The organism is Streptomyces cinereoruber (genome assembly GCF_009299385.1).
Taxonomy (GTDB): domain Bacteria; phylum Actinomycetota; class Actinomycetes; order Streptomycetales; family Streptomycetaceae; genus Streptomyces; species Streptomyces bikiniensis.
In genome coordinates this window covers 3924822-3945914 of record NZ_CP023693.1, presented here as the reverse complement: position 1 = coordinate 3945914, position 21093 = coordinate 3924822, and the positions used below count along the sequence as shown (strand labels likewise).

Annotated in this window: 18 protein-coding genes; 9 read left to right on the top strand and 9 right to left on the bottom strand. The window is 70.2% G+C overall.

Annotation, left to right across the window (positions count from 1 at the left end):
• Window positions 1-205: 205 nt before the first annotated feature.
• The 7 genes from CP977_RS17630 (at window position 206) to trxA (ending at window position 9940) form a co-directional block, all read left to right on the top strand.
• The gene (locus CP977_RS17630) at window positions 206-2647 is read left to right on the top strand and encodes a DUF6049 family protein (protein WP_152370445.1); all 2442 of its coding nucleotides are present in this window, start codon (window positions 206-208) and stop codon (window positions 2645-2647) included.
• A gap of 46 nt (window positions 2648-2693) precedes the next feature.
• Window positions 2694-4961, top strand: coding sequence for a murein biosynthesis integral membrane protein MurJ (murJ, locus tag CP977_RS17625; RefSeq protein ID WP_062753732.1), 2268 nt, complete (start codon window positions 2694-2696; stop codon window positions 4959-4961).
• A 117-nt stretch (window positions 4962-5078) separates the two neighbouring features.
• Entirely contained in the window at window positions 5079-6770 is a 1692-nt protein-coding gene (locus tag CP977_RS17620) for a protein kinase family protein (RefSeq protein WP_062753734.1), read from the top strand.
• A gap of 26 nt (window positions 6771-6796) precedes the next feature.
• Window positions 6797-7501 (top strand): RNA polymerase sigma factor SigM, encoded by a 705-nt coding sequence (sigM, locus tag CP977_RS17615; protein ID WP_152370444.1) that lies wholly within the window; start codon window positions 6797-6799, stop codon window positions 7499-7501.
• Window positions 7498-8439, top strand: coding sequence for an anti-sigma factor (locus CP977_RS17610; RefSeq protein ID WP_152370443.1), 942 nt, complete (start codon window positions 7498-7500; stop codon window positions 8437-8439). The genes sigM and CP977_RS17610 overlap by 4 nt, the downstream gene beginning before the upstream one ends.
• A gap of 137 nt (window positions 8440-8576) precedes the next feature.
• Window positions 8577-9560, top strand: coding sequence for a thioredoxin-disulfide reductase (trxB, locus tag CP977_RS17605; protein WP_062753738.1), 984 nt, complete (start codon window positions 8577-8579; stop codon window positions 9558-9560).
• Between the two features lie 47 nt (window positions 9561-9607).
• Window positions 9608-9940, top strand: coding sequence for a thioredoxin (gene trxA / locus CP977_RS17600; protein WP_109186762.1), 333 nt, complete (start codon window positions 9608-9610; stop codon window positions 9938-9940).
• Window positions 9941-10038: 98 nt separating this feature from the next.
• Here the strand turns inward: trxA and CP977_RS17595 are convergent, their stop codons facing one another.
• The 9 genes from CP977_RS17595 to rpmH all read right to left on the bottom strand — a co-directional run bounded on the left by CP977_RS17595 (window position 10039) and on the right by rpmH (window position 16737).
• Window positions 10039-10656 (bottom strand): GNAT family N-acetyltransferase, encoded by a 618-nt coding sequence (locus CP977_RS17595; RefSeq protein ID WP_062753742.1) that lies wholly within the window; start codon window positions 10654-10656, stop codon window positions 10039-10041.
• A 175-nt stretch (window positions 10657-10831) separates the two neighbouring features.
• The gene (locus CP977_RS17590) at window positions 10832-11812 is read right to left on the bottom strand and encodes a ParB/RepB/Spo0J family partition protein (RefSeq protein ID WP_079131114.1); all 981 of its coding nucleotides are present in this window, start codon (window positions 11810-11812) and stop codon (window positions 10832-10834) included.
• Window positions 11809-12903: a ParA family protein gene (locus tag CP977_RS17585; RefSeq protein ID WP_109186763.1), complete on the bottom strand. Its 1095-nt coding sequence runs from the start codon at window positions 12901-12903 to the stop codon at window positions 11809-11811. Before CP977_RS17585 ends, CP977_RS17590 begins: the two co-directional genes overlap by 4 nt.
• A 269-nt stretch (window positions 12904-13172) precedes the next feature.
• Window positions 13173-13889, bottom strand: coding sequence for a 16S rRNA (guanine(527)-N(7))-methyltransferase RsmG (rsmG, locus tag CP977_RS17580; RefSeq protein ID WP_033208766.1), 717 nt, complete (start codon window positions 13887-13889; stop codon window positions 13173-13175).
• 118 nt (window positions 13890-14007) lie between these two features.
• The gene (locus CP977_RS17575; protein ID WP_030206759.1) at window positions 14008-14520 is read right to left on the bottom strand and encodes a Jag family protein; all 513 of its coding nucleotides are present in this window, start codon (window positions 14518-14520) and stop codon (window positions 14008-14010) included.
• Window positions 14521-14551: 31 nt separating this feature from the next.
• Complete coding sequence (yidC, locus tag CP977_RS17570) at window positions 14552-15880, bottom strand: membrane protein insertase YidC (protein WP_062753746.1); 1329 nt, start codon at window positions 15878-15880, stop codon at window positions 14552-14554.
• A gap of 3 nt (window positions 15881-15883) precedes the next feature.
• A complete protein-coding gene (gene yidD, locus CP977_RS17565) occupies window positions 15884-16210 on the bottom strand; it encodes a membrane protein insertion efficiency factor YidD (RefSeq protein WP_015034858.1) in 327 nt (108 codons plus the stop codon).
• The gene (gene rnpA / locus CP977_RS17560) at window positions 16207-16578 is read right to left on the bottom strand and encodes a ribonuclease P protein component (protein ID WP_079131116.1); all 372 of its coding nucleotides are present in this window, start codon (window positions 16576-16578) and stop codon (window positions 16207-16209) included. The genes yidD and rnpA overlap by 4 nt, the downstream gene beginning before the upstream one ends.
• Window positions 16579-16599: 21 nt before the next feature.
• Window positions 16600-16737 (bottom strand): 50S ribosomal protein L34, encoded by a 138-nt coding sequence (gene rpmH, locus CP977_RS17555; RefSeq protein ID WP_015659252.1) that lies wholly within the window; start codon window positions 16735-16737, stop codon window positions 16600-16602.
• A 396-nt stretch (window positions 16738-17133) separates the two neighbouring features.
• On the opposite strand from rpmH, the gene dnaA reads away from it, so the two are divergent.
• Together dnaA and dnaN are read left to right on the top strand one after the other, a co-directional pair.
• The gene (dnaA, locus tag CP977_RS17550; protein WP_062753750.1) at window positions 17134-18939 is read left to right on the top strand and encodes a chromosomal replication initiator protein DnaA; all 1806 of its coding nucleotides are present in this window, start codon (window positions 17134-17136) and stop codon (window positions 18937-18939) included.
• Window positions 18940-19851: 912 nt separating this feature from the next.
• The gene (gene dnaN / locus CP977_RS17540) at window positions 19852-20982 is read left to right on the top strand and encodes a DNA polymerase III subunit beta (RefSeq protein ID WP_030205035.1); all 1131 of its coding nucleotides are present in this window, start codon (window positions 19852-19854) and stop codon (window positions 20980-20982) included.
• The last annotated feature ends 111 nt before the right edge of the window (window positions 20983-21093 follow it).

Genomic DNA, 21093 nt, shown 5'->3' with positions numbered 1-21093 from the left:
CCTGGCGCGGGACCGCCTGCCGCCCCGGGCACGAGGCCACCTGCCACCCGGGGCACGAGGCCACCGGGCCGCGTCCGTCGGCGGCCGTTCGAAGATCGTCCGGAGCACTCCCCGGCACTTGCTCCCAGCATGCCTCGTTACCATGCCTGGACACAGCAACCGGGAACCACCGACACCACAGACAACGACGAGGACGGGCGAGCGCGTGGCCGAGGCGGCAGACATCAAGGGGACCGGTCCCTCACCTGCCCGCCGGTGGCTGCGGCGCACACTCACCGTCGCCGTCGGGGCGCCGCTCCTCACCGGACTGCTCCAGGCCCCGGTCGTCACCTCCCCCGCGGTCGCGGCTCCCTCGGCGACCGCGGCTCCCTCGGTGACCGCCGCCGAGGACGCCACCGGATCGAAGACCGTCGATGTGTCGATCGACACCCTGACCCCGAACACCCCCGTCGAGAGCGACACCGTCACCGTCACGGGCACGGTGACCAACCGGGGAAAGAAGGCCGTCACCGACGCGTCCGTCGAACTGCGCGTCGGTCCCCGGATGGACAGCCGCAGCGAGATCGAGCAGGCGACGAAGCGCACGGGCTACCGGGACGACAGCGACCCCTCTCCCGTGCAGGACGGCCCCACCGCCAAGATCCCCAAGCTGGGCGCCGGTCTCAGCTCGGACTTCTCCCTCTCCGTCCCGGTCGCCGACCTCGGGCTCGACGAGGCCGGCGTCTACCAGCTCGGCGTCTCCCTCACCGGCCAGACCTCGGACCGCCCCTACCCCCGGGTCCTCGGCATCGAGCGGACCTTCCTGCCGTACCAGCCCGAGCCCACCGAGAAGAAGACCCAGCTCACCTACCTCTGGCCGCTGATCGCCTCGGCCCACGTCTCGGCGGAGACCGCCACGGACGACCAGCGGACCCCGGTCTTCGAGGACGACGCCCTGGTGGCCGAGCTGCGGCCGGGCGGGCGCCTCGACCAGATGGTCTCGCTGGGCAAGAACCTGCCGGTCACCTGGGTGATCGACCCGGATCTGCTCGCCACCGTCGACGCCATGGCGAACGGCTACCGCGTCAAGGACGGCTCCCTGCACGTTCCCGGCGCGAACAAGGAGCTCGCCGAGCGGTGGCTGGACGAGCTGGAGAAGGCGGTGCAGGGGCGCAAGGTCGTCGCCCTCCCCTTCGCCGACCCCGACCTCGCCTCCCTGGCCCACCACGGCAAGGACGTCCCCGGCTCCCTGGGGCACCTCCAGTCGGCCACCGCCCTCGCCGGAGTGACGGTCGAGACCGTCCTCCACGTGCAGCCCTCCACCGACTTCGCCTGGCCGGTCGACGGAGCGGTCGACCCCTCCATCGTGTCGGTCGCGACCTCGGCCGGCGCCGACAAGGTGATCGCCCGCAGCGACAGCGTCCGCGACGACCTGTCCTACACGCCCACGGCGGCCCGTCCCCTGGGTAACGGCAGCACCACGGCCGTGGTGAGCGACGCGCTCCTGTCCACCGCCTTCGAGGGGGACATGGTCCGCGCGGAGGGGTCCACGCTCGCCGTCCAGAAGTTCCTCTCCCAGTCGCTCGCGATCACCCTGGAGCAGCCGGAGAAGCAGCGGAGCGTCGTGGTCGCTCCCCAGCGCATGCCGACCGTCGCCCAGGCTCAGACCATGGCGACCGCCCTGCGCGGTCTCTCCGGCCGGCGCTGGAGCCAGCCGAGCGACCTCGTCACGGCGGCCACGGCCGAGCCGGATCCGAACGCCTCCACCGCGGTGCCCAGCGGTTCGCGGTACCCGAAGAAGCTGCGGGACCAGGAGCTCCAGGTCCAGGCCTTCCGCGACATGAAGACCACCCGGGACGAGCTGAACGACTTCAAGGTCGTCCTGACGTTCCCGGACCGCGTCGTGACCCCGTTCGGCAACGCGATCAACCGTGAGACGTCGACGTCCTGGCGCGGCCGGACCAGAGCGGCCGCGATCTACCGGGGCAACGTCCAGGACTACCTGCAGCGGCTCACCAAGGGCATCCAGCTGGTCGACAAGTCGGACCTCACGCTCTCCGGCCGCAGCGCGACGATCCCCGTGACCGTCCAGAACAAGCTGGTGCAGGGCGTGGACCACCTGGTGCTGCGCCTCGTCTCCAACAACGGGAACCGGCTGAAGATCAACGGTGAGAGGGCCGCCGAGCTGCCCGTGAAGGTGGGCGCCGGGCACAGCCAGTCGGTGAAGTTCGACGCCACGGCCGCCGTCAACGGCCAGGTGCCGGTGACGGCCCAGCTCTACACCGAGGACGGCACCCCGTACGGGAAGCCGATGTCGTTCACCGTGAAGGTCTCCGAGATCACCCCCACGGTGATGCTGGTGATCGCCGGCGGTGTCCTCCTCCTCGTCCTCGCCGGTGTGCGGATGTACACCCAGCGCAAGCGGCTGGCCGCCCAGTCCGCCGAAGCCGAAGCGGCCGAGACCGAAGCGACCGACTCCGGCGAAGAGTCCGGGTCCGCCGAAGGGGCGGAGAAGGCCGGGGAGCCGGAAGAGGCCGGATCGGCCGAGCCGGGCCCGGAGCCGGGCGGGGGCGACGCGGACGGACCCGAGCAGCCGAGTGACCCGACACCGGACACCGGGCCCGAAAGCGGCGACCCGTCGGCCGCGGGTGAGAAAGTGGACCGTTGAGCGATGTCGTGGCCGGTCGGCCGGGGACGATGAGGTGGGGTTAACCATGAACGCGCCGTACGACGGTGACCGGGGCCAGGGTGCGGGCGGCACCCCGCCGTCCGGTGGGACGCCCGCGGCACCCTCGGGCCCCGGCCACCCTCCGGCCCCGCAGCAGGGCTCCCCCGCACAGCACCCGCCCGGGCAGGCCCCCTACGCACAGGACCCTTACGCGCAGGACCCGTACGCCCAGGGTCCCTACGCGCAGAACCCTTACGCCCAGGACCCCTACGTCCAGGACGCCTACACCCACGACCCCTACCGGGCGCAGGACCTCTCCGCGCAGGACCCGGTGAACGAGGCGCTCTACGACCGCGCCGCGCACCCGCCGCCGCCCCCCGGCACCTACCAGGACCCGCAGGCGCTCTACCAGCAGCCGGCCGCGCCCCCGCACGCCCCCGACCCCCGGGTGTGGGCGCAGACCCCGGCGCCGGAGCCCGACGGCCCCTCGCGCCACCTGCCGTACGGCGACGACGCGCGGACGGTCCAGTTCACCGGCGTCGACGACCTGGTGACCCGGGCGAGCGAGGAGAACCCCGAGCCGGACGCCTTCGCGCACCTCTACCGGGACCAGCAGGCCCCCGGCCAGGTGCCCCCGCCCACCCCGGAGCCGGACCCGCTGCCCGCGCCCGCTCCCAAGAAGACCGGCCGCGCCTCCGGACTGCTCAAGTCGAGCGCGGTGATGGCGGCCGGCACCCTGGTCTCCCGGCTGACCGGCTTCGTCCGCAGCCTGGTGATCACCGGCGCGCTCGGCGCGGCCCTGCTCGGCGACACCTTCACCATCGCCTACACCCTGCCGACGATGATCTACATCCTCACCGTCGGCGGCGGCCTCAACTCGGTCTTCGTCCCGCAGCTCGTCCGCTCGATGAAGAACGACGAGGACGGTGGCGAGGCCTTCGCCAACCGTCTGCTCACCCTGGTCATGGTGGCGCTCGGCCTGATCGTCGCCCTGGCCGTCTTCGCGGCGCCGCTGCTGATCCGGCTCATGTCGAACACCATCGCCGACGACGCGGCGGCCAACAGCGTGGCCGTCACCTTCGCCCGCTACTGCCTGCCCACGATCTTCTTCATGGGCGTGCACGTGGTGATGGGGCAGATCCTCAACGCCCGCGGCAAGTTCGGCGCGATGATGTGGACCCCGGTCCTCAACAACATCGTCATGATCGTCACCTTCGGCCTGTTCATCTGGGTGTACGGCACCTCCGCCGAATCCCAGATGGGCGTGCAGACCATCCCGGACGAGGGCATCCGCCTGCTCGGCATCGGCACCCTGCTCGGCCTCGTCGTCCAGGCCCTGGCGATGATCCCGTACCTGCGCGAGACGGGCTTCCGCTTCCGGCCCCGCTTCGACTGGAAGGGCCACGGGCTCGGCAAGACCGTCAAGCTCGCCAAGTGGACCGTGCTCTTCGTCCTCGCCAACCAGGCGGGTGTCCTGGTCGTCACCCAGCTCGCCACCGCCGCCGGCGAGGAGTCCGGCAAGAACGGCGCGGGCTTCCTCGCCTACTCCAACGCCCAGCTGATCTGGGGCATGCCGCAGGCCATCATCACCGTCTCCGTGATGGCCGCGCTGCTGCCGCGGATCTCCCGCGCCGCCCACGACGACGACCCGGGCGCCGTCCGCGACGACATCTCGCAGGGCCTGCGCAACTCGGCCGTCGCGATCGTCCCGGTCTCCTTCGCCTTCCTGGCGCTCGGCGTCCCGATGTGCACCCTGCTCTACGCCTCCAGCGGCATCGAGGCCGCCCAGGGCATGGGCTTCATCCTGATGGCCTTCGGCCTCGGCCTGATCCCCTACTCCGTCCAGTACGTCGTGCTCCGCGGCTTCTACGCCTACGAGGACACCCGGACGCCCTTCTACAACACGGTCATCGTCGCCGCCGTCAACGCGGCCGCCTCGGCCCTCTGCTACGTCGTCCTGCCTGCCCAGTGGGCCGTCGTGGGCATGGCCGCCTCCTACGGCCTCGCCTACGCGGTCGGTGTCGGCGTCGCCTGGCGCCGGCTCCGCAACCGGCTGGGCGGCGACCTGGACGGCACCCACGTGCTGCGGACCTACGCCCGGCTCTGCATGGCCTCCGTGCCCGCCGCGATCGTCGCCGGTGCCGTCGGGTTCGGTCTCCTGAAGCTCCTGGGCGAGGACGCGCTCGGCTCGCTCGTCGCCCTGGTCGTCGGCGGGGCCGTGCTCCTCGGAGTCTTCTTCGTCGCGGCCAAGCGCATGCGGATCACGGAGCTGAACACCCTGGTCGGCATGGTCCGCGGCCGCCTGGGACGCTGAACCGGAGGCCCCGCACAACCATCGGCGGGGACCGCGTGTCGTGCATGGCGTCCGACTGTGGGCACAATTGGCTTGGCTGTTGGATGTGGCGCAACGGATGGGGAGGCAGGAACGACGGTGGCGGAACGTAGCACGGCTGCCGTCGACGTGGCCGACAACAGCGGTGACGACCCGCTGACCGCGAAGGCGGGCAAGGCCGCGACCGACGGGGTGGCGGAAGAAGAGAAGACGGCGGAGAAGACCGCCGAGGCCACGGAGAACAAGGCGGTCGAACGACAGAGCGGCGAACAGCCTTCCCTCACGACTCCGGAACTGCACAGCGGCCACAAGCTGGCCAGGCGTTACCGGCTGGAGGAGTGCGTCACCCGCCTGGACGGCTTCAGCAGCTGGCGGGCCGTCGACGAGAAGCTCCGGCGCGCCGTCGGGGTCCACCTGCTGCCCGCCGACCACCCCCGGGCGCGCTCGGTCCTGGCCGCGGCCCGCTCCGCCGCCCTCCTCGGCGACCCCCGGTTCGTCCAGGTCCTCGATGCCGTCGAGGAGAACGACCTCGTGTACGTCGTGCACGAGTGGCTGCCCGACTCCGTCGAGCTGACCGCGCTGCTCGCGGCCGGCCCACTGGAACCCCACGACGCCTATCAGCTCGTCAGCCAGGTCTCCCAGGCCATGGCCGCCGCCCACCGCGAAGGCCTCTCCCACCTCCGGCTCACCCCGAGCGCGGTCCTGCGCAGCTCCACCGGCCAGTACCGGATCCGCGGCCTCGCCGTGAACGCCGCCCTGCGCGGCATCACGGCCGAGCGCCCGCAGCGCACCGACACCGAGGCCATCGGCGCCCTGCTGTACGCCGCGCTCACCCAGCGCTGGCCGTACGAGAACGACGCCCACGGCCTCTCCGGGCTCCCCAAGGGCGTCGGGCTGCTTCCCCCCGACCAGGTCCGCGCCGGCGTCCACCGGGGCCTCTCCGAGATCGCCATGCGCGCCCTCGCCAACGACGGGGCCACCGCCTCGCGCCAGGAGCCGCCCTGCACCACCCCGGACGAGCTGGCCAGGGCCGTCTCCACGATGCCCCGCGTGAAGCCGCCGGAGCCCGAGTTCGCCGCCCCGCCCGAGTACCAGCGCACGACGTACCAGCAGGGCACGTACGGGCGTCCGCAGCCGCATCCGGCGTCCACCCAGCCGGTCGTCGTCCCGCCGCCCCCGCTTCAGAGCCGCACCGGCCGCGCGCTGAAGTGGACCGTCTCCGCCCTCCTGATCGCCGCCCTGGGCCTGGGCAGCTGGCAGATCGCCGACCGCCTCCTGGGCCCGAAGGAGACCCCCAAGACTCCGGAGGCGACCCCGACGATCGTCACCGACGAGAAGCCGGCACCGCCCAAGCCGATCCCCATCAAATCCGCGCGCGACTTCGACCCGCTGGGCGGCGGCAGTGAGAAGCCCCAGGCCATACCGAAGGCCTACGACGGCGACCCCAGTACCTACTGGTACACCGACAACTACTACAGCGCCCGCTTCGGAAACCTGAAGACCGGCGTGGGCATGGTCCTCGATCTGGGCAAGGCGCAGAAGATCAGCTCGGTCGACCTGTCGTTCCTGGGAGACACCTCGGTGGAGCTGCGGACCGCACCCGCGGACGCGGAGTCGGAGCCGACCATGCCCAACGAGTACATCACCCGGGCGTCCAAGACCGGCAGCAACGTGACGCTGAAGCCCATCGCACCCGTCACCACCCGCTACGTTCTGATCTGGCTCACCGAGCTGCCCGCCAACGACGGGAACTTCCGAGGCAAGCTGACGGAAATCAAGATCCTGGGCTGACGACCGCACAGGGAGGGGGCTCACCGTTGGACGATCCGATAAACGAGGCCACTGACGACCAGGAACTCCTGGCCCGTCACGTCGGTGGGGATCCCGATGCCTTCGGTGAGCTGGTGCGGCGGCATCGGGATCGGCTGTGGGCGGTGGCCCTGCGGACCCTGGGGGACCGCGAGGAGGCCGCCGACGCCGTCCAGGACGCCCTGCTCTCGGCCTTCCGCGCCGCCCACACCTTCCGCGGCCAGTCGGCCGTCACGACCTGGCTCCACCGGATCACGGTGAACGCCTGCCTCGACCGGGCGCGCAAGACCGCCTCCCGCAAGACCTCGCCCGTCAACGACGACGACCGCTTCGAACAGTTCCTCGGCCCCCACGAGTCCGCCGAGGCACCCGTGGAGCGCCGGGACCTCCACCGCGAGGTCCTGGCCGCGCTCGCCTCGATCCCCGCCGACCAGCGGGCCGCCCTCGTCCTGGTCGACATGCAGGGATACCCGGTCGCGGAGGCGGCCCGTATCCTCGGCGTTCCCGCCGGAACCGTGAAGAGCCGCTGTGCACGAGGCCGGGCGCGCCTCCTGCCGATGGTCACTCATCTGCGCACGGACACCGTGGGTAACGAGGCCGCCGGAGGGGGAAGGAACCGGACGCCGGGGACATCCGTCCCACCGGTGCCGGGGCCGACGGACACCGGACCGACAGATCCAGCTGCTGTGAAGGGCGGAGGTGGGCGCACGTGACTTCCACGGCCGACAGGGCTGACACCACACAGCACCCGGACGTCTCGGAGATCTCCGACCTGGCCGAGGGGCTGCTCTCGCCGTCCCGTTCCGCGGCCGTACGCCGGCACGTGGACGACTGTCCCCTCTGCGCGGACGTACGATCCTCACTGGAGGAGATCAGGAGCCTGCTCGGCACCCTGCCCGGACCGCCCCGGATGCCCGCCGAGATCGCCGGCCGGATCGACGCCGCCCTCGCCGCCGAAGCCCTCCTCGACGCCACCGCCCCGGACGACGAGAGCGGCGCCCCTGTTTCACGTGAAACATCGCGCCCCTCCGTGAGGCCGACCCCTTCTTCCTCTCCTTCTCCCGCTCCGGTCTCGGACCGCCCCGCCGGGCGCCCCCGCGCGGCCACCGGCCCGGGTCGCCCCCAGCGGGCCCGCCGCCGGATCGCCCTGCTCTCCACGGTCGGCGCCGCCTTCGGTGCCGTGGTGCTCGGAACGAGCCTGTACCTCAGCCAGGCGGGCGACACGGCCGGTGACGGTGTGGCGAACGGGGTGAGGAAGGCCGACGCCTCCTCCGAGATCGCCGCCGCCCCCTTCTCCGGGTCGCCGGTCGAGGAGCGGGTCCAGGACCTCCTGGTCCAGGACAGGACGCTGCGGACCCCCCAGGGCGTCAGCCCCGAATCGATGTCCTCCGACACCGGAACCACGGCTCCCCGTCGGAGCGGGGAGGGCGCCGTTCCCGCGTGCGTCCTCGCCGGCACCGGCCGCACCGACACGGTGCTGGGCCACGAGCGGGGCGAGTACCGGGGGAGGCCCGCCTATCTCCTCGTCCTGCCGGACCCCGCCGACGCCGCACGGGTCCAGGCCTATGTGGTCGATGCCTCCTGCGCCGACCGGTCGGAGGGCGAGAGCACCGCCGAGGTTCTCCTCAGCAAGGCCTACCCCCGCTCCTGACCCCTCTTCCCGTCCCGGTCACGTGCCGCGCGGCGGTCTCGGGAATGCACGCCCCTTAGGATCCGTTGGGTGGGGTGAGCGACCGAGACAACCGCCCCCGTAGGCAGTGGCAGTCTGCAGAGACGAGGAAGAAACCCGTGAGCGACGTCCGTAACGTGATCATCATCGGCTCGGGGCCTGCGGGATACACCGCTGCGCTCTACACGGCTCGAGCGTCGCTGAAGCCCCTGGTCTTCGAGGGTGCGGTCACCGCCGGTGGCGCCCTGATGAACACGACCGAGGTCGAGAACTTCCCCGGCTTCCGTGACGGCATCATGGGCCCGGACCTGATGGACAACATGCGGGCCCAGGCCGAGCGCTTCGGCGCCGAGCTCGTCCCCGACGACGTGGTCGCCGTGGACCTGACCGGTGAGATCAAGACCGTCACCGACACCGCCGGCACCGTGCACCGCGCCAAGGCCGTCATCGTCACCACGGGCTCCCAGCACCGCAAGCTCGGCCTCCCCAACGAGGACACCCTCTCCGGCCGCGGCGTCTCCTGGTGCGCCACCTGCGACGGGTTCTTCTTCAAGGACCAGGACATCGCCGTCGTCGGCGGCGGCGACACCGCGATCGAGGAGGCCACCTTCCTCTCGCGCTTCGCCAAGTCCGTCACGATCGTCCACCGCCGCGACACCCTGCGCGCCTCGAAGGCCATGCAGGACCGCGCCTTCGCCGACCCGAAGATCTCCTTCGCCTGGGACAGCGAGGTCACCACGATCCACGGCGACCAGAAGCTCAGCGGTGTGACCCTGCGCGACACGAAGACCGGCGTGACCCGTGAGCTGCCGGTCACCGGCCTCTTCATCGCCGTGGGCCACGACCCGCGGACCGAGCTCTTCAAGGGCCAGCTGGAGCTGGACGACGAGGGCTACCTCAAGGTCGCCGCCCCGTCGACGCGTACGAACCTCCCGGGTGTCTTCGGCGCCGGTGACGTCGTCGACCACACCTACCGCCAGGCCATCACGGCCGCCGGCACCGGCTGCTCCGCCGCACTGGACGCCGAGCGCTTCCTGGCCGCGCTCGCCGACACCGAGAAGGTGGCCGAGCCCGAAAAGCTGGCCGAGACCCCCGTCGTCTGACCTCTGCCCTTTCCCCACCCACACCCCGCGAGTTCAAGGAGGCCACTGTGGCCCTGAAGTCTGTGACCGACGCCAACTTCGAAGAGGAAGTCCTCAAGAGCGACAAGCCCGTTCTGGTGGACTTCTGGGCCGAGTGGTGCGGTCCGTGCCGCCAGATCGCCCCGTCCCTTGAGGCGATCGCCGCCGAGCACGGCGAGATCGAGGTCGTGAAGCTCAACATCGACCAGAACCCCGGCACGGCCGCCAAGTACGGCGTCATGTCCATCCCGACGCTGAACGTCTACCAGGGCGGCGAGGTCGTGAAGACCATCGTCGGCGCCAAGCCGAAGGCCGCCATCCTGCGCGACCTGGAGGGCTTCGTCGAGGCTCCCAAGGCCTGATGCTCCTTCGCCGTTTCACGTGAAACATTCAGGTGAAACAGCAGCGGCCCGCTCCCTCACGGGAGCGGGCCGTTCTCGTGCCCGGAGCCGGACACGCCCTAGAGGGGCCGCAGGGCGGGCTCCTTCTGTACGGCTCCGAGCAGGCGATCCAGGGCCATCTCGACGTCCTCCTTCCAGGAGAGAGTCGTCCTGAGGTCCAGCCGCATGCGGGGAAAGGCATGGTGCGGCCGGACGGTCTTGAAGCCCACCGCGAGCAGGTGGTCAGCTGGCAGCACACAGGCCGGTTCCTTCCACCGGGCGTCCCCGAACGCCTCGATTGCCTTGAAGCCCCGCCGCAGCACGTCCTTGGCCACGGTCTGCACCATCACGCGCCCCAGCCCCTGCCCCTGATAGCCCGGCATGATCCACGCCGTCATCAGCTGGACGGCGTCTGCCGCCACGGGGCTCGTCGGAAAGGCCGTCGAGCGCGGCACATAGGCCGGGGGAGCGTAGAGGACATAACCGACCGGCACCTCGTCGACGTAGACCACCCGCCCGCAGGAGCCCCATTCCAGGAGCACCGCCGAGATCCAGGACTCCTTCTCCAGCTCCGAACGCCCCGCCTTCACGGCGGCCTCGCCGCTGACCGGGTCGAGCTCCCAGAACACACAGGAGCGACACCGCTTGGGGAGATCCGGAAGGTTGTCCAGCGTGAGCGGTACGAGCCGACGCCCCACGGCTGTTCCTCGCTTCCCTCGCCTTCGCGTACGGATGTGCCTCCCGAAATCGTATCGACCGGGCGATCAGGAGGACACCGTCCGCAGGCAAAGGGCGGGCCGCAACCCGGCGGGACCGGAGCGCGGCCCGCCCTCAGGAGCCTCGTGGAGGCAGGCAAGCGGGGAAGTACGTGGGTCAGCCCGTGACGCCCTGTTCCACGTTCTTCTGCTCCAGGACCCGGCCTTCGCCGGGAGCCAGGGTCGAGAGGATCCGTTCCAGGTCGTCCATGGAGGCGAACTCCACGACGATCTTGCCCTTCTTCTGCCCCAGGTCGACCTTGACCCGGGTCTCGAAGCGGTCCGAGAGCCGGGTGGCCAGGTCCGTGAGGGCGGGCGAGACACGCGCACCGGCGCGCGGCTTCTTCGGCTTGACCGCACCGGCGGTCTCCTCGGAGCCCATGAGGCTCACGATCTCCTCGACGGAACGCACCGAGAGGCCCTCGGAGACGATCCGGGCCGCCAGCTTGTCCTGGGCCTCCCCGTCCTCGACACCGAGCAGGGCCCGTGCGTGGCCGGCGGAGAGCACCCCGGCGGCGACCCGGCGCTGCACCGGAGGAGAGAGACGCAGCAGACGCAGCGTGTTGGAGATCTGCGGGCGCGAACGTCCGATCCGGTCCGCGAGCTGGTCGTGCGTGCAGCCGAAGTCCTTGAGCAGCTGCTCGTAGGCGTGCGCCTCTTCGATCGCGTTCAGCTGCGCCCGGTGGAGGTTCTCCAGGAGCGCGTCCAGGAGCATCTTCTCGTCGTCGGTCTCCCGGACGATCGCCGGGATCCGCTCCAGGCCCGCCGTCGTGGAGGCCCGCAGACGACGCTCACCCATGACGAGCTCGTAGCGGTCGCCGTCGGCCTTGCGCACCACCACGGGCTGGAGCAGACCGACCTCCTTGATGGAGGTGACCAGCTCCGCGAGGGCGTCCTCGTCGAAGATCTGTCGCGGCTGGTGCCGGTTGGGCACGATGGCGTCGATCGGGATCTCGGTGAAGTACGCCCCGGTAGGGGCCTTCGGCTCGGCCGTCTTCACGGCATCGGCCCATGCCACCGCCGACTCGGGAGACGGAGCGCTCTGCGGGATCAGCGAACCGAGCCCGCGCGGCCCCAATCCCCTACGTCGCTCACTCACTGAATTCCCTCCGACATGCTGCGCTGATGGTTCTGGTGCCCCACACGTGCGTGCTGGGCGTCATAGTTCACGGTGACACCCCGAAGGGCGATCTCACGAGCCGCTTCGATGTACGACAGGGCACCGCTGGAGCCCGGATCGTACGTGATCACCGTCTGTCCGTAGCTCGGCGCCTCAGAGATGCGGACGGACCGGGGGATGCTGGTCCGCAGCACCTCCTCGCCGAAGTGGGTGCGCACCTCCTCGGCGACCTGCGAGGCGAGCCTCGTCCGGCCGTCGTACATGGTGAGCAGGATGGTCGAGACGTGGAGCGTGGGGTTGAGGTGCCCGCGGACCAGATCGACGTTCTTCAGGAGCTGGCCGAGGCCTTCGAGGGCGTAGTACTCGCACTGGATCGGGATCAGCACCTCGGCCCCCGCCACCAGGGCGTTGACCGAGAGCAGGCCGAGCGAGGGCGGGCAGTCGATCAGGATGTAGTCCAGCGGCTGCTCGTAGGCCTGGATCGCCCGCTGGAGACGGCTCTCGCGCGCCACCAGCGACACCAGCTCGATCTCGGCACCGGCGAGATCGATGGTGGCGGGGGCGCAGAAGAGGCCCTCCACGTCCATGACGGGCTGCACCACTTCGGAGAGCGGCCGGCTGTCCACGAGGACGTCGTAGATCGAGGGGACGCTGGCGTGGTGGTCGATGCCGAGTGCCGTGGAGGCGTTGCCCTGCGGGTCCAGGTCGATGACCAGGACGCGGGCGCCGTGCAGGGCCAGGGAGGCGGCAAGGTTGACCGTGGTGGTCGTCTTGCCCACGCCGCCCTTCTGGTTGGCGACCACCATGACGCGAGTCTGGGCCGGGCGGGGAAGCCCCTCGCCGGCACGCCCCAGGGCCTCTACTGCCATCTGGGCAGCACGGCCGATGGGGGTGTCGTCCATGGGGGGCGGCGTTTCCATGGGAGGCGATGTTTCACGTGAAACATCGCCTCCCACCGATTCGGTTCGGGGGCCGGGGACCGGATCGGTCATCGGTCCCGCGATGTTGGCGTCGGACCGCAAGGATTCACTCTCCTCGACTTCGGGCTCGCAATGAGGAGAGCCTGCCATGCTTTCGGGGTCACGAACCAGCGAGGTCGGGGGTTCTGTGGATGAACCCACCTCTGTGGACATCTCCGTAACCCTCGCGGGTGGATTCACGCGGGGCCTACGGTCCCGGGGCGTGGCGGCTGTGCGACCACGACTGATGATCCCCTGAAGCAGCAAGCGATGTTTCACGTGAAACACCATGCCCGTGCCACCTCACCGGGACCGGGCGACACTCCGAAATGGGACGTATGCGACGCCCGTCGGCAGGGTTCTCCGCCGACGGGCTTCTGTCAGCGGCGTCGGCGGGTCTTGCTCGTCCGGGCGGCCTTGGCTCGCTTGGCGGCGAACCGCACGCCACCGGGGCTCTCACCGACCTCCACCCTGACGACGGTGGACAGGGGATCGACGATCCCCTCACCCACGTGCAGCACCGAGGTCTCCACCACGCCGAGCCGGGAGAGCGCGGCGCGAGCACCGTCGATCTCCTCCTGCGCGGTGTCGCCCTTGAGCGCCAGCATCTCCCCGTACGGGCGCAGCAGGGGAACGCCCCAGCCGGCGAGACGGTCCAGCGGGGCCACCGCGCGCGCGGTCACCACGTGCACGGGCGTGATCTTGCCGAGCATCTCCTCCGCGCGTCCCCGGACCACGGTCACGTGGTCGAGGCCGAGCAGCTCGACCACCTCTTGGAGGAAGTTCGTCCGGCGCAGCAGCGGCTCCAGAAGCGTGATCTTCAGGTCGGGTCGGACCAGGGCCAGGGGGATGCCGGGCAGGCCGGCGCCCGAGCCGACGTCGCAGACGGTGACGCCCTCGGGGACGACCTCCGAGAGGACGGCGCAGTTCAGCAGATGGCGTTCCCAGAGCCTCGGGACCTCGCGCGGGCCGATCAGACCGCGCTTCACACCCGCGTCCGCGAGGAGCTCGGCATACCGCACGGCCTCCGGGAAGTACTCACCGAAGACTGTCCGTGCCTGCTCCGGCGCCTCGGGGAGCTCCGCTGCCTCCGTCACGGGAACCGTCCTTCCGTACCGCACGCATGACGTGCGAGCGCACTGTGGTGGCTGACTATCAGGCTGACAAAGATCGGCCCCGCCTGCGAACAGACGGGGCCGGGACTGCGTGAGGGGTTCAGGCCGGGAGCACGACGACGAAGCGCTGCGGCTCCTCGCCCTCGGACTCGCTGCGCAGACCGGCGGCGGCGATCGCGTCGTGCACGACCTTGCGCTCGAACGGCGTCATCGGGTCCAGCTTGACCGGCTGCCCGCCGGCCTTCACCTCGGCCGCGGCCTTGGCGCCCAGCTCGGCGAGCTCGGAGCGCTTCTTGGCCCGGAAGCCGGCGATGTCGAGCATCAGACGGCTGCGGTCGCCGGTCTCCCGGTGCACGGCCAGGCGGGTCAGCTCCTGGAGCGCCTCCAGGACCTCGCCGTCGCGGCCCACGAGCTTCTGGAGGTCACGGCTGCCGGAGTCGCTGATGATCGAGACCGCTGCCCGGTCCGCCTCGACGTCCATGTCGATGTCACCGTCGAGGTCGGCGATGTCGAGCAGGCCTTCGAGGTAGTCGGCCGCGATCTCACCCTCCTGCTCGAGGCGGGTCAGGGTGTCGCCACCCTCGGCGGCGGCGGAGGTGGTGCCTTCCGTCACGGACGGGCTCCTTCTTGCGTCGGGGGGAGGCTTACTTCTTGGAGGACGGGTGCTTGGGGCGCTGCTGGCCCTTGCGCTGGCCGGTCTTGCCCTGCTGGCGGGAGCCGCCGGAGTTGGCACGGCTCGGGCGCGCGGGCTTGTCGCCCTGGGCCTCGCCCTTCGCACCGGTACCGGAGGCGCCGCTCTTGGCCGTGTCCTGGGGCTTCTTCTCCAGCGAGGGGGACGCCTTCTCGACGGCGGTCGACTCGGAGCCTTCCCCGGCGTCCTTGGAGACGGTCGCCTGGGCCGCGGCGGCCTGGCGCTGGGCCTTGGTCTGGCGCTTGGGCTGCTGGCGCTTGGCGGCGGCGCCCTCGGCCTCGGCCGGGAGGGCTTCGCCCTTGACCACGCTGCCGTCGGCCTGGGCGACGAACCCGGCCTTGGAGAGGCCTCCGAAGAAGCGGCGCTCGTTCTCGTTGCGGTCGCTGCCCTTGGCGACGATGACCTTGACGACGCTCTTCCGTCGGCGGCCGCGGACCTCGCCGTGGTGGGTGATGCTCTTGAGCAGGCGCTGGAGGTAGGCGTCCTGGGCCTTGCTGCCCGGCGTCGGGTTCTGGTTGATCACGTACATCTGCTGGCCCATGGTCCACACGTTGGTGGTCAGCCAGTAGACGAGGACACCGACGGGGAAGTTGACACCCATGACGGCGAAGATCACCGGGAAGATGTACATGAGCATCTTCTGCTGCTGCATGTACGGGGTCTTCACCGACAGGTCGACGTTCTTCATCATCAGCTGGCGCTGGGTGAAGAACTGCGAGGCCGACATCAGGATGATCATGACGGCGGTGACGATGCGGACGTCGGTCAGCGAGGCGTTGAGGGCCTCGACCTTCTCCGGGCTGTCCGTGAACTTCGCGGCGATCGGGGCGCCGAAGATGTGGGCCTGCCGGGCGCTGTCGACCAGCGCCTGGTTCATCGCGCCGATCTCCTTGCCCGACGCGATGTTGGACAGCACGTGGTAGAGGGCGAAGAAGAACGGCGACTGGGCCAGGATGGGAAGGCACGAGGAGAGCGGGTTGGTGCCCGTCTCCTTGTACAGCTTCATCATCTCTTCGGACTGACGCTGCTTGTCGCTCTTGTAGCGCTCCTGGATGGCCTTCATCTTCGGCTGGAGCGCCTGCATGTTCCGCGTCGACTTGATCTGCTTCACGAAGAGCGGGATCAGGCAGATGCGGATCAGGACCACGAGGGACACGATGGACAGACCCCAGGCCCACCCGGTGTCGGGGCCGAAGATCGCTCCGTACACCTTGTGGAACTGGACGATGACCCAGGAAACGGGCCAGGTGATGAAGCTGAACAGACTGGCAATCGTGTCCACTAATCAGGCTCCTTGAGCATTGGGCGAGGTCTCTGCGGCCGGGCTCGTCTCGGCGGTGGACCCGCCCTTGTCGCCGCGCAACGCGTTCCTCAGCATTTCGTGCCAGCGGGGGCGCTTCCGCGGGGGAACGTGGTCCACACCGCCGGGCGACCACGGGTTGCACCGCAGGATGCGCCAGGCGGTCAGGGCCGTGCCCTTGATCGCGCCGTGCCGGTCGATGGCCGTGAATCCGTAGTGGGAACACGACGGGTAGTACCGGCAGACGGGGCCCAGCAGGGGGCTGATCGTCCACTGGTACAGCTTGATGAGAGCCAGCAGCGGGTACTTCATCGCGTGCCCCCTCCCAGGAGCCGCCGGAGAGCGGCGTCCAGGTCTCGGGCCAGCTGTGCGTGATCGGCGTCGCCGGCTCCGGGCAACGCCCGTACCACCACCAGGCTACCGGGGGGGAGGGCGGAGAGGCGGTCGCGGACGAGGTGACGCAGACGACGCTTCACCTGGTTGCGTACGACCGCACCGCCCACGGCCTTGCTCACGACGAAACCCGCACGCGTCGGGGAAGCGCTCTCCCCAGGCGCGTGCGGGTCCGTTGCACCGCTGCGTAGGTGGACGACGAGGAGCGGGCGACCGGCCCGGCGCCCTCGGCGTACCGCGGTTGCGAAGTCCTCGCGCCGCCTCAGCCGATTCTCGGTAGGCAGCACGTCATGACCTGTTTAAGTGGATCAGGCGGACAGGCTCGCGCGACCCTTGGCACGGCGGTTCGCCAGGATGGCGCGGCCGGCACGGGTGCGCATGCGCAGGCGGAAGCCGTGGGTCTTGGCGCGACGACGGTTGTTCGGCTGGAAGGTGCGCTTGCTCACTCGGGGGCTCCAGAAATGATTCGGGTGGTGGCGGGACATCGCCTGGCTGTCACCGTGCGCCCACGAGTAGCTCGCAATACGCCCGAGTGCACCGCTTCGTGATCACGGAAAGTGATCTTTGCCCATCGGAGGCAGGCGGCAGCAGCCATCGACAACTCGACCTGGTTACGGTACGCGCGGCTACGCCATCCGGTCAAACCGACCTGTTGCCGCCCCCCATTGTGCACAGGCTGTGGACAACAACTTGAACCGCGTCAGTCCGCCCGACTACCGTGGGCGGACTCCACAATCTTTTCCGTTCTGTCCTCACCTGTCCTCAACGGGCCGGTCTTCCGGACTTCGATCCACCGTCCCCGAGAACCACACCTTCGTGGGACCTGCGAGAAAGCGTGCCCTGTGGCTGACGTACCTGCCGATCTTGCCGCAGTGTGGCCGCGGGTCCTCGAACAGCTCCTCGCCGAGGGCCAGCAGGGGATCGAGCCCAAGGACAAGCAGTGGATCGAGCGCTGCCAGCCGCTCGCCCTGGTCGCCGACACGGCCCTCCTGGCCGTGCCCAACGAGTGGGGCAAGCGCGTCCTGGAGGGCCGGCTCGCCCCGCTGATCAGCGAGACCCTCAGCCGCGAGTGCGGCCGGCCGATCCGGATCGCGATCACCGTCGACGACTCCGTCGGCGAGCCGGCGCCGCCCGCGCCCTCCGTGCCGCAGCCGCAGCAGCCCCGGTACGACGAGCGCGACCGGTCCGACGCGTACGACAAGCCGTACGAGAAGTACGAGGGGTACGGCCACCGGCCGATGTCCGACGACGGGCTGCCGAGCGCACGCCCGGCCTACCCGGACTATCCGCAGCCGCAGCGGCCCGACCCCGGCGCCTGGCCGCGCACCCAGGAGGACCTCTCCTGGCAGCAGCCGCGGCTCGGCGGCTACCAGGAGCGCGCGCCGTACACGGGGCCCGCCGAGCAGTCCCGGCAGACGCGGTACGACGAGCCCTCCCACGGCTACGAGCAGCAGCGGCCCGAGCGCGCCGAGCTGCCCGACCCGCCGGGCCACGCCGCGCGCTCCGGCCCCCGGCCGGGCGGCGGCCCGGTCCCCGGCCCCGGCGGCGTCCACGGCTCCCCCTCTTCCGGTCCCTCCGGCTCCTCCGGGCAGGGCTCCGGCGCGCCGGGCGAGCAGCACGCGCGCCTGAACCCGCGGTACCTCTTCGACACCTTCGTGATCGGTTCCTCGAACCGGTTCGCGCACGCGGCCGCGGTCGCGGTGGCCGAGGCGCCGGCGAAGGCGTACAACCCCCTCTTCATCTACGGGGAGTCGGGGCTCGGCAAGACCCATCTGCTGCACGCGATCGGACACTACGCGCGGAGCCTCTACCCGGGCACGCGCGTGCGGTACGTGAGCTCCGAGGAGTTCACCAACGAGTTCATCAACTCGATCCGCGACGGCAAGGGCGACACCTTCCGCAAGCGCTACCGCGACGTGGACATCCTGCTCGTCGACGACATCCAGTTCCTGGCGAGCAAGGAGTCGACGCAGGAGGAGTTCTTCCACACCTTCAACACCCTGCACAACGCGAACAAGCAGATCGTGCTCTCCTCGGACCGGCCGCCCCGGCAGCTGGTGACCCTGGAGGACCGGCTCCGCAACCGCTTCGAGTGGGGCCTCACCACCGACGTGCAGCCGCCGGAGCTGGAGACGCGCATCGCGATCCTCCGCAAGAAGGCGGTGCAGGAGCAGCTCAACGCCCCGCCGGAGGTACTGGAGTTCATCGCCTCCCGGATCTCGCGGAACATCCGCGAGCTGGAGGGCGCGCTGATCCGGGTGACGGCCTTCGCGAGCCTCAACCGGCAGCCGGTGGACCTCGGACTCACCGAGATCGTCCTCAAGGACCTGATCCCCGGCGGCGAGGACAGCGCGCCGGAGATCACCGCTCCGGCGATCATGGCGGCCACCGCGGACTACTTCGGCCTGACGGTGGAGGACCTCTGCGGATCCTCGCGCAGCCGCGTCCTGGTGACGGCCCGCCAGATCGCCATGTACCTGTGCCGCGAGCTGACGGACCTGTCGCTGCCGAAGATCGGCGCGCAGTTCGGCGGCCGGGACCACACGACGGTGATGCACGCGGACCGGAAGATCCGCGCCCTGATGGCGGAGCGGCGCTCCATCTACAACCAGGTCACCGAACTCACCAACCGCATCAAGAACGGCTGACGCCGCCGCCTCTCCTACGGGCGCTCCGGGATCTCTCCCGGGGCGCCCGTAGGCGTTCTTGGGGGCGTCCCCGGAGGCGTTCCTGGAGGCCTCCTGAAGGTCGCGCCGGGGTCGCGCGGGGGCCGCGCGGGGGTCATCGGCGGCCGACCACAGGCTGGGGACGGGCCGGGGACGGGCCGGCGGCGAGGCCGGGCCGTTCGATTGCGGCGTTCCGCTGGCGGGTTCTCCACAGATTGCGGAATGATCACCCGTCCACAGGGTGGGGACTGCGAAGTTATCCGGATTCTGTCCACAGGTCCGCCTGGTGACAGGCCATCCCACCAGCTCAGACCCCTGGGGAATTGTTGGCAAACGTTATCCACAGGATGTGGACAGAACTTTCGTCCACAGGGGGCCCAGAAGGTTGTCCACCGGTCACCCACAGGGAAGGGCCGGTTGCCCACAGCTTCTCCACAGCCCTGTCCACTGTTCGGCAACGAAACACCCGTCCTCACCCCGTGGAGTGAAAGGCGTCACACCAAGGGAGACGGTTGGGCTGTGGGGAACCCGGGTAAAGCTGGGGACGACGCTGGGGAGAACTCCCTGTGTCCTGTGTACGGGGTGTGCAGAACTTTCGGGTGTCCACAGAGACACCTGGTTTTCCACCGGTTCCACCCACAGGCACGGTGGATAAAAAACTGGGTCTGACCTGCGTGGACGGGGTTATCCACGGTTTCCACAGGCCCTACTACTACTCCCACCTAGAGTTAGCTCGGAATCCGCTTTGAAGTGGGGCCTGTGCACAACTCGGCGCCGGAGCCCCGAACGCCCCTCGTCCCGACTTGACCCCGAGCAGCACCGAGTGTCGGTGGCGTACGTCAGACTGGTTCCCGCAGTCGACGAAGAGCCAGCAACAAGCAGGAGGCGGTTCCGGTGAAGATCCGGGTGGAGCGCGATGTACTCGCGGAGGCGGTGGCCTGGGTGGCCCGCAGCCTCCCGGCCCGTCCGCCGGCGCCCGTACTCGCGGGCCTTCTGCTGAAGGCCGAGGACGGCGCCCTGAGCTTCTCGAGCTTCGACTACGAGGTCTCCGCGCGGGTCTCGGTCGAGGCGGAGGTCGAGGAGGACGGCACCGTCCTCGTCTCCGGCCGCCTGCTCGCCGACATCTGCCGCGCCCTCCCCAACCGTCCCGTGGAGATCTCCACAGACGGTGTACGGGCGACCGTGGTCTGCGGCTCCTCCCGCTTCACCCTCCACACCCTGCCTGTGGAGGAGTACCCGGCGCTGCCGGAGATGCCCACCGCTACGGGCACCGTCCCCGGCGAGGTCTTCGCCTCCGCCGCCGCGCAGGTGGCCATCGCCGCCGGCCGCGACGACACGCTGCCCGTCCTCACCGGCGTGCGCATCGAGATCGAGGGCGACACGGTCACCCTGGCCTCCACCGACCGCTACCGCTTCGCGGTCCGCGAGTTCCTGTGGAAGCCGGAGTCCCCGGACGCCTCCGCGGTCGCCCTGGTGCCCGCGAAGACCCTCCTGGACACCGCCAAGGCGCTCACCAGCGGCGACACGGTCACCCTGGCGCTCTCCGGCTCCGGCAAGGGCGAGGGCCTGATCGGCTTCGAGGGCGCGGGCCGCCGCACCACCACCCGCCTCCTCGAGGGCGACCTGCCGAAGTACCGGACGCTCTTCCCCACCGAGTTCAACTCGGTCGCGGTGATCGAGACCGCCCCCTTCGTCGAGGCCGTCAAGCGCGTGGCCCTGGTCGCCGAGCGCAACACCCCGGTCCGGCTGAGCTTCGAGCAGGGCGTGTTGATCCTGGAGGCGGGCTCCAGCGACGACGCACAGGCTGTGGAGAGGGTCGACGCGCAGCTGGAGGGCGACGACATCTCGATCGCCTTCAACCCGACCTTCCTGCTCGACGGCCTGAGCGCGATCGACTCCCCGGTCGCCCAGCTCTCCTTCACGACCTCCACCAAGCCGGCGCTGCTCAGCGGCAAGCCCGCCGTGGACGCCGAGGCGGACGAGGCCTACAAGTACCTGATCATGCCGGTGCGCCTCAGCGGCTGATGCCTTGCTCCGGGGCCTTCGTGGGGGCGTCGCCTGAGCGGCCGACCCCACAGGTGTGCACCCGCGTCCGGGCGTAGGCTCGGACGCGGGTACGAACCGCACACGACGCTT

Coding starts and splice junctions, on each gene's coding strand:
- murJ (WP_062753732.1), top strand. CDS start 2,694: ATGAACGCGCCGTACGACGGTGACCGGGGCCAGGGTGCGGGCGGCACC.
- yidD (WP_015034858.1), bottom strand. CDS start 16,210: ATGAAGTACCCGCTGCTGGCTCTCATCAAGCTGTACCAGTGGACGATC.
- CP977_RS17585 (WP_109186763.1), bottom strand. CDS start 12,903: ATGGCAGGCTCTCCTCATTGCGAGCCCGAAGTCGAGGAGAGTGAATCC.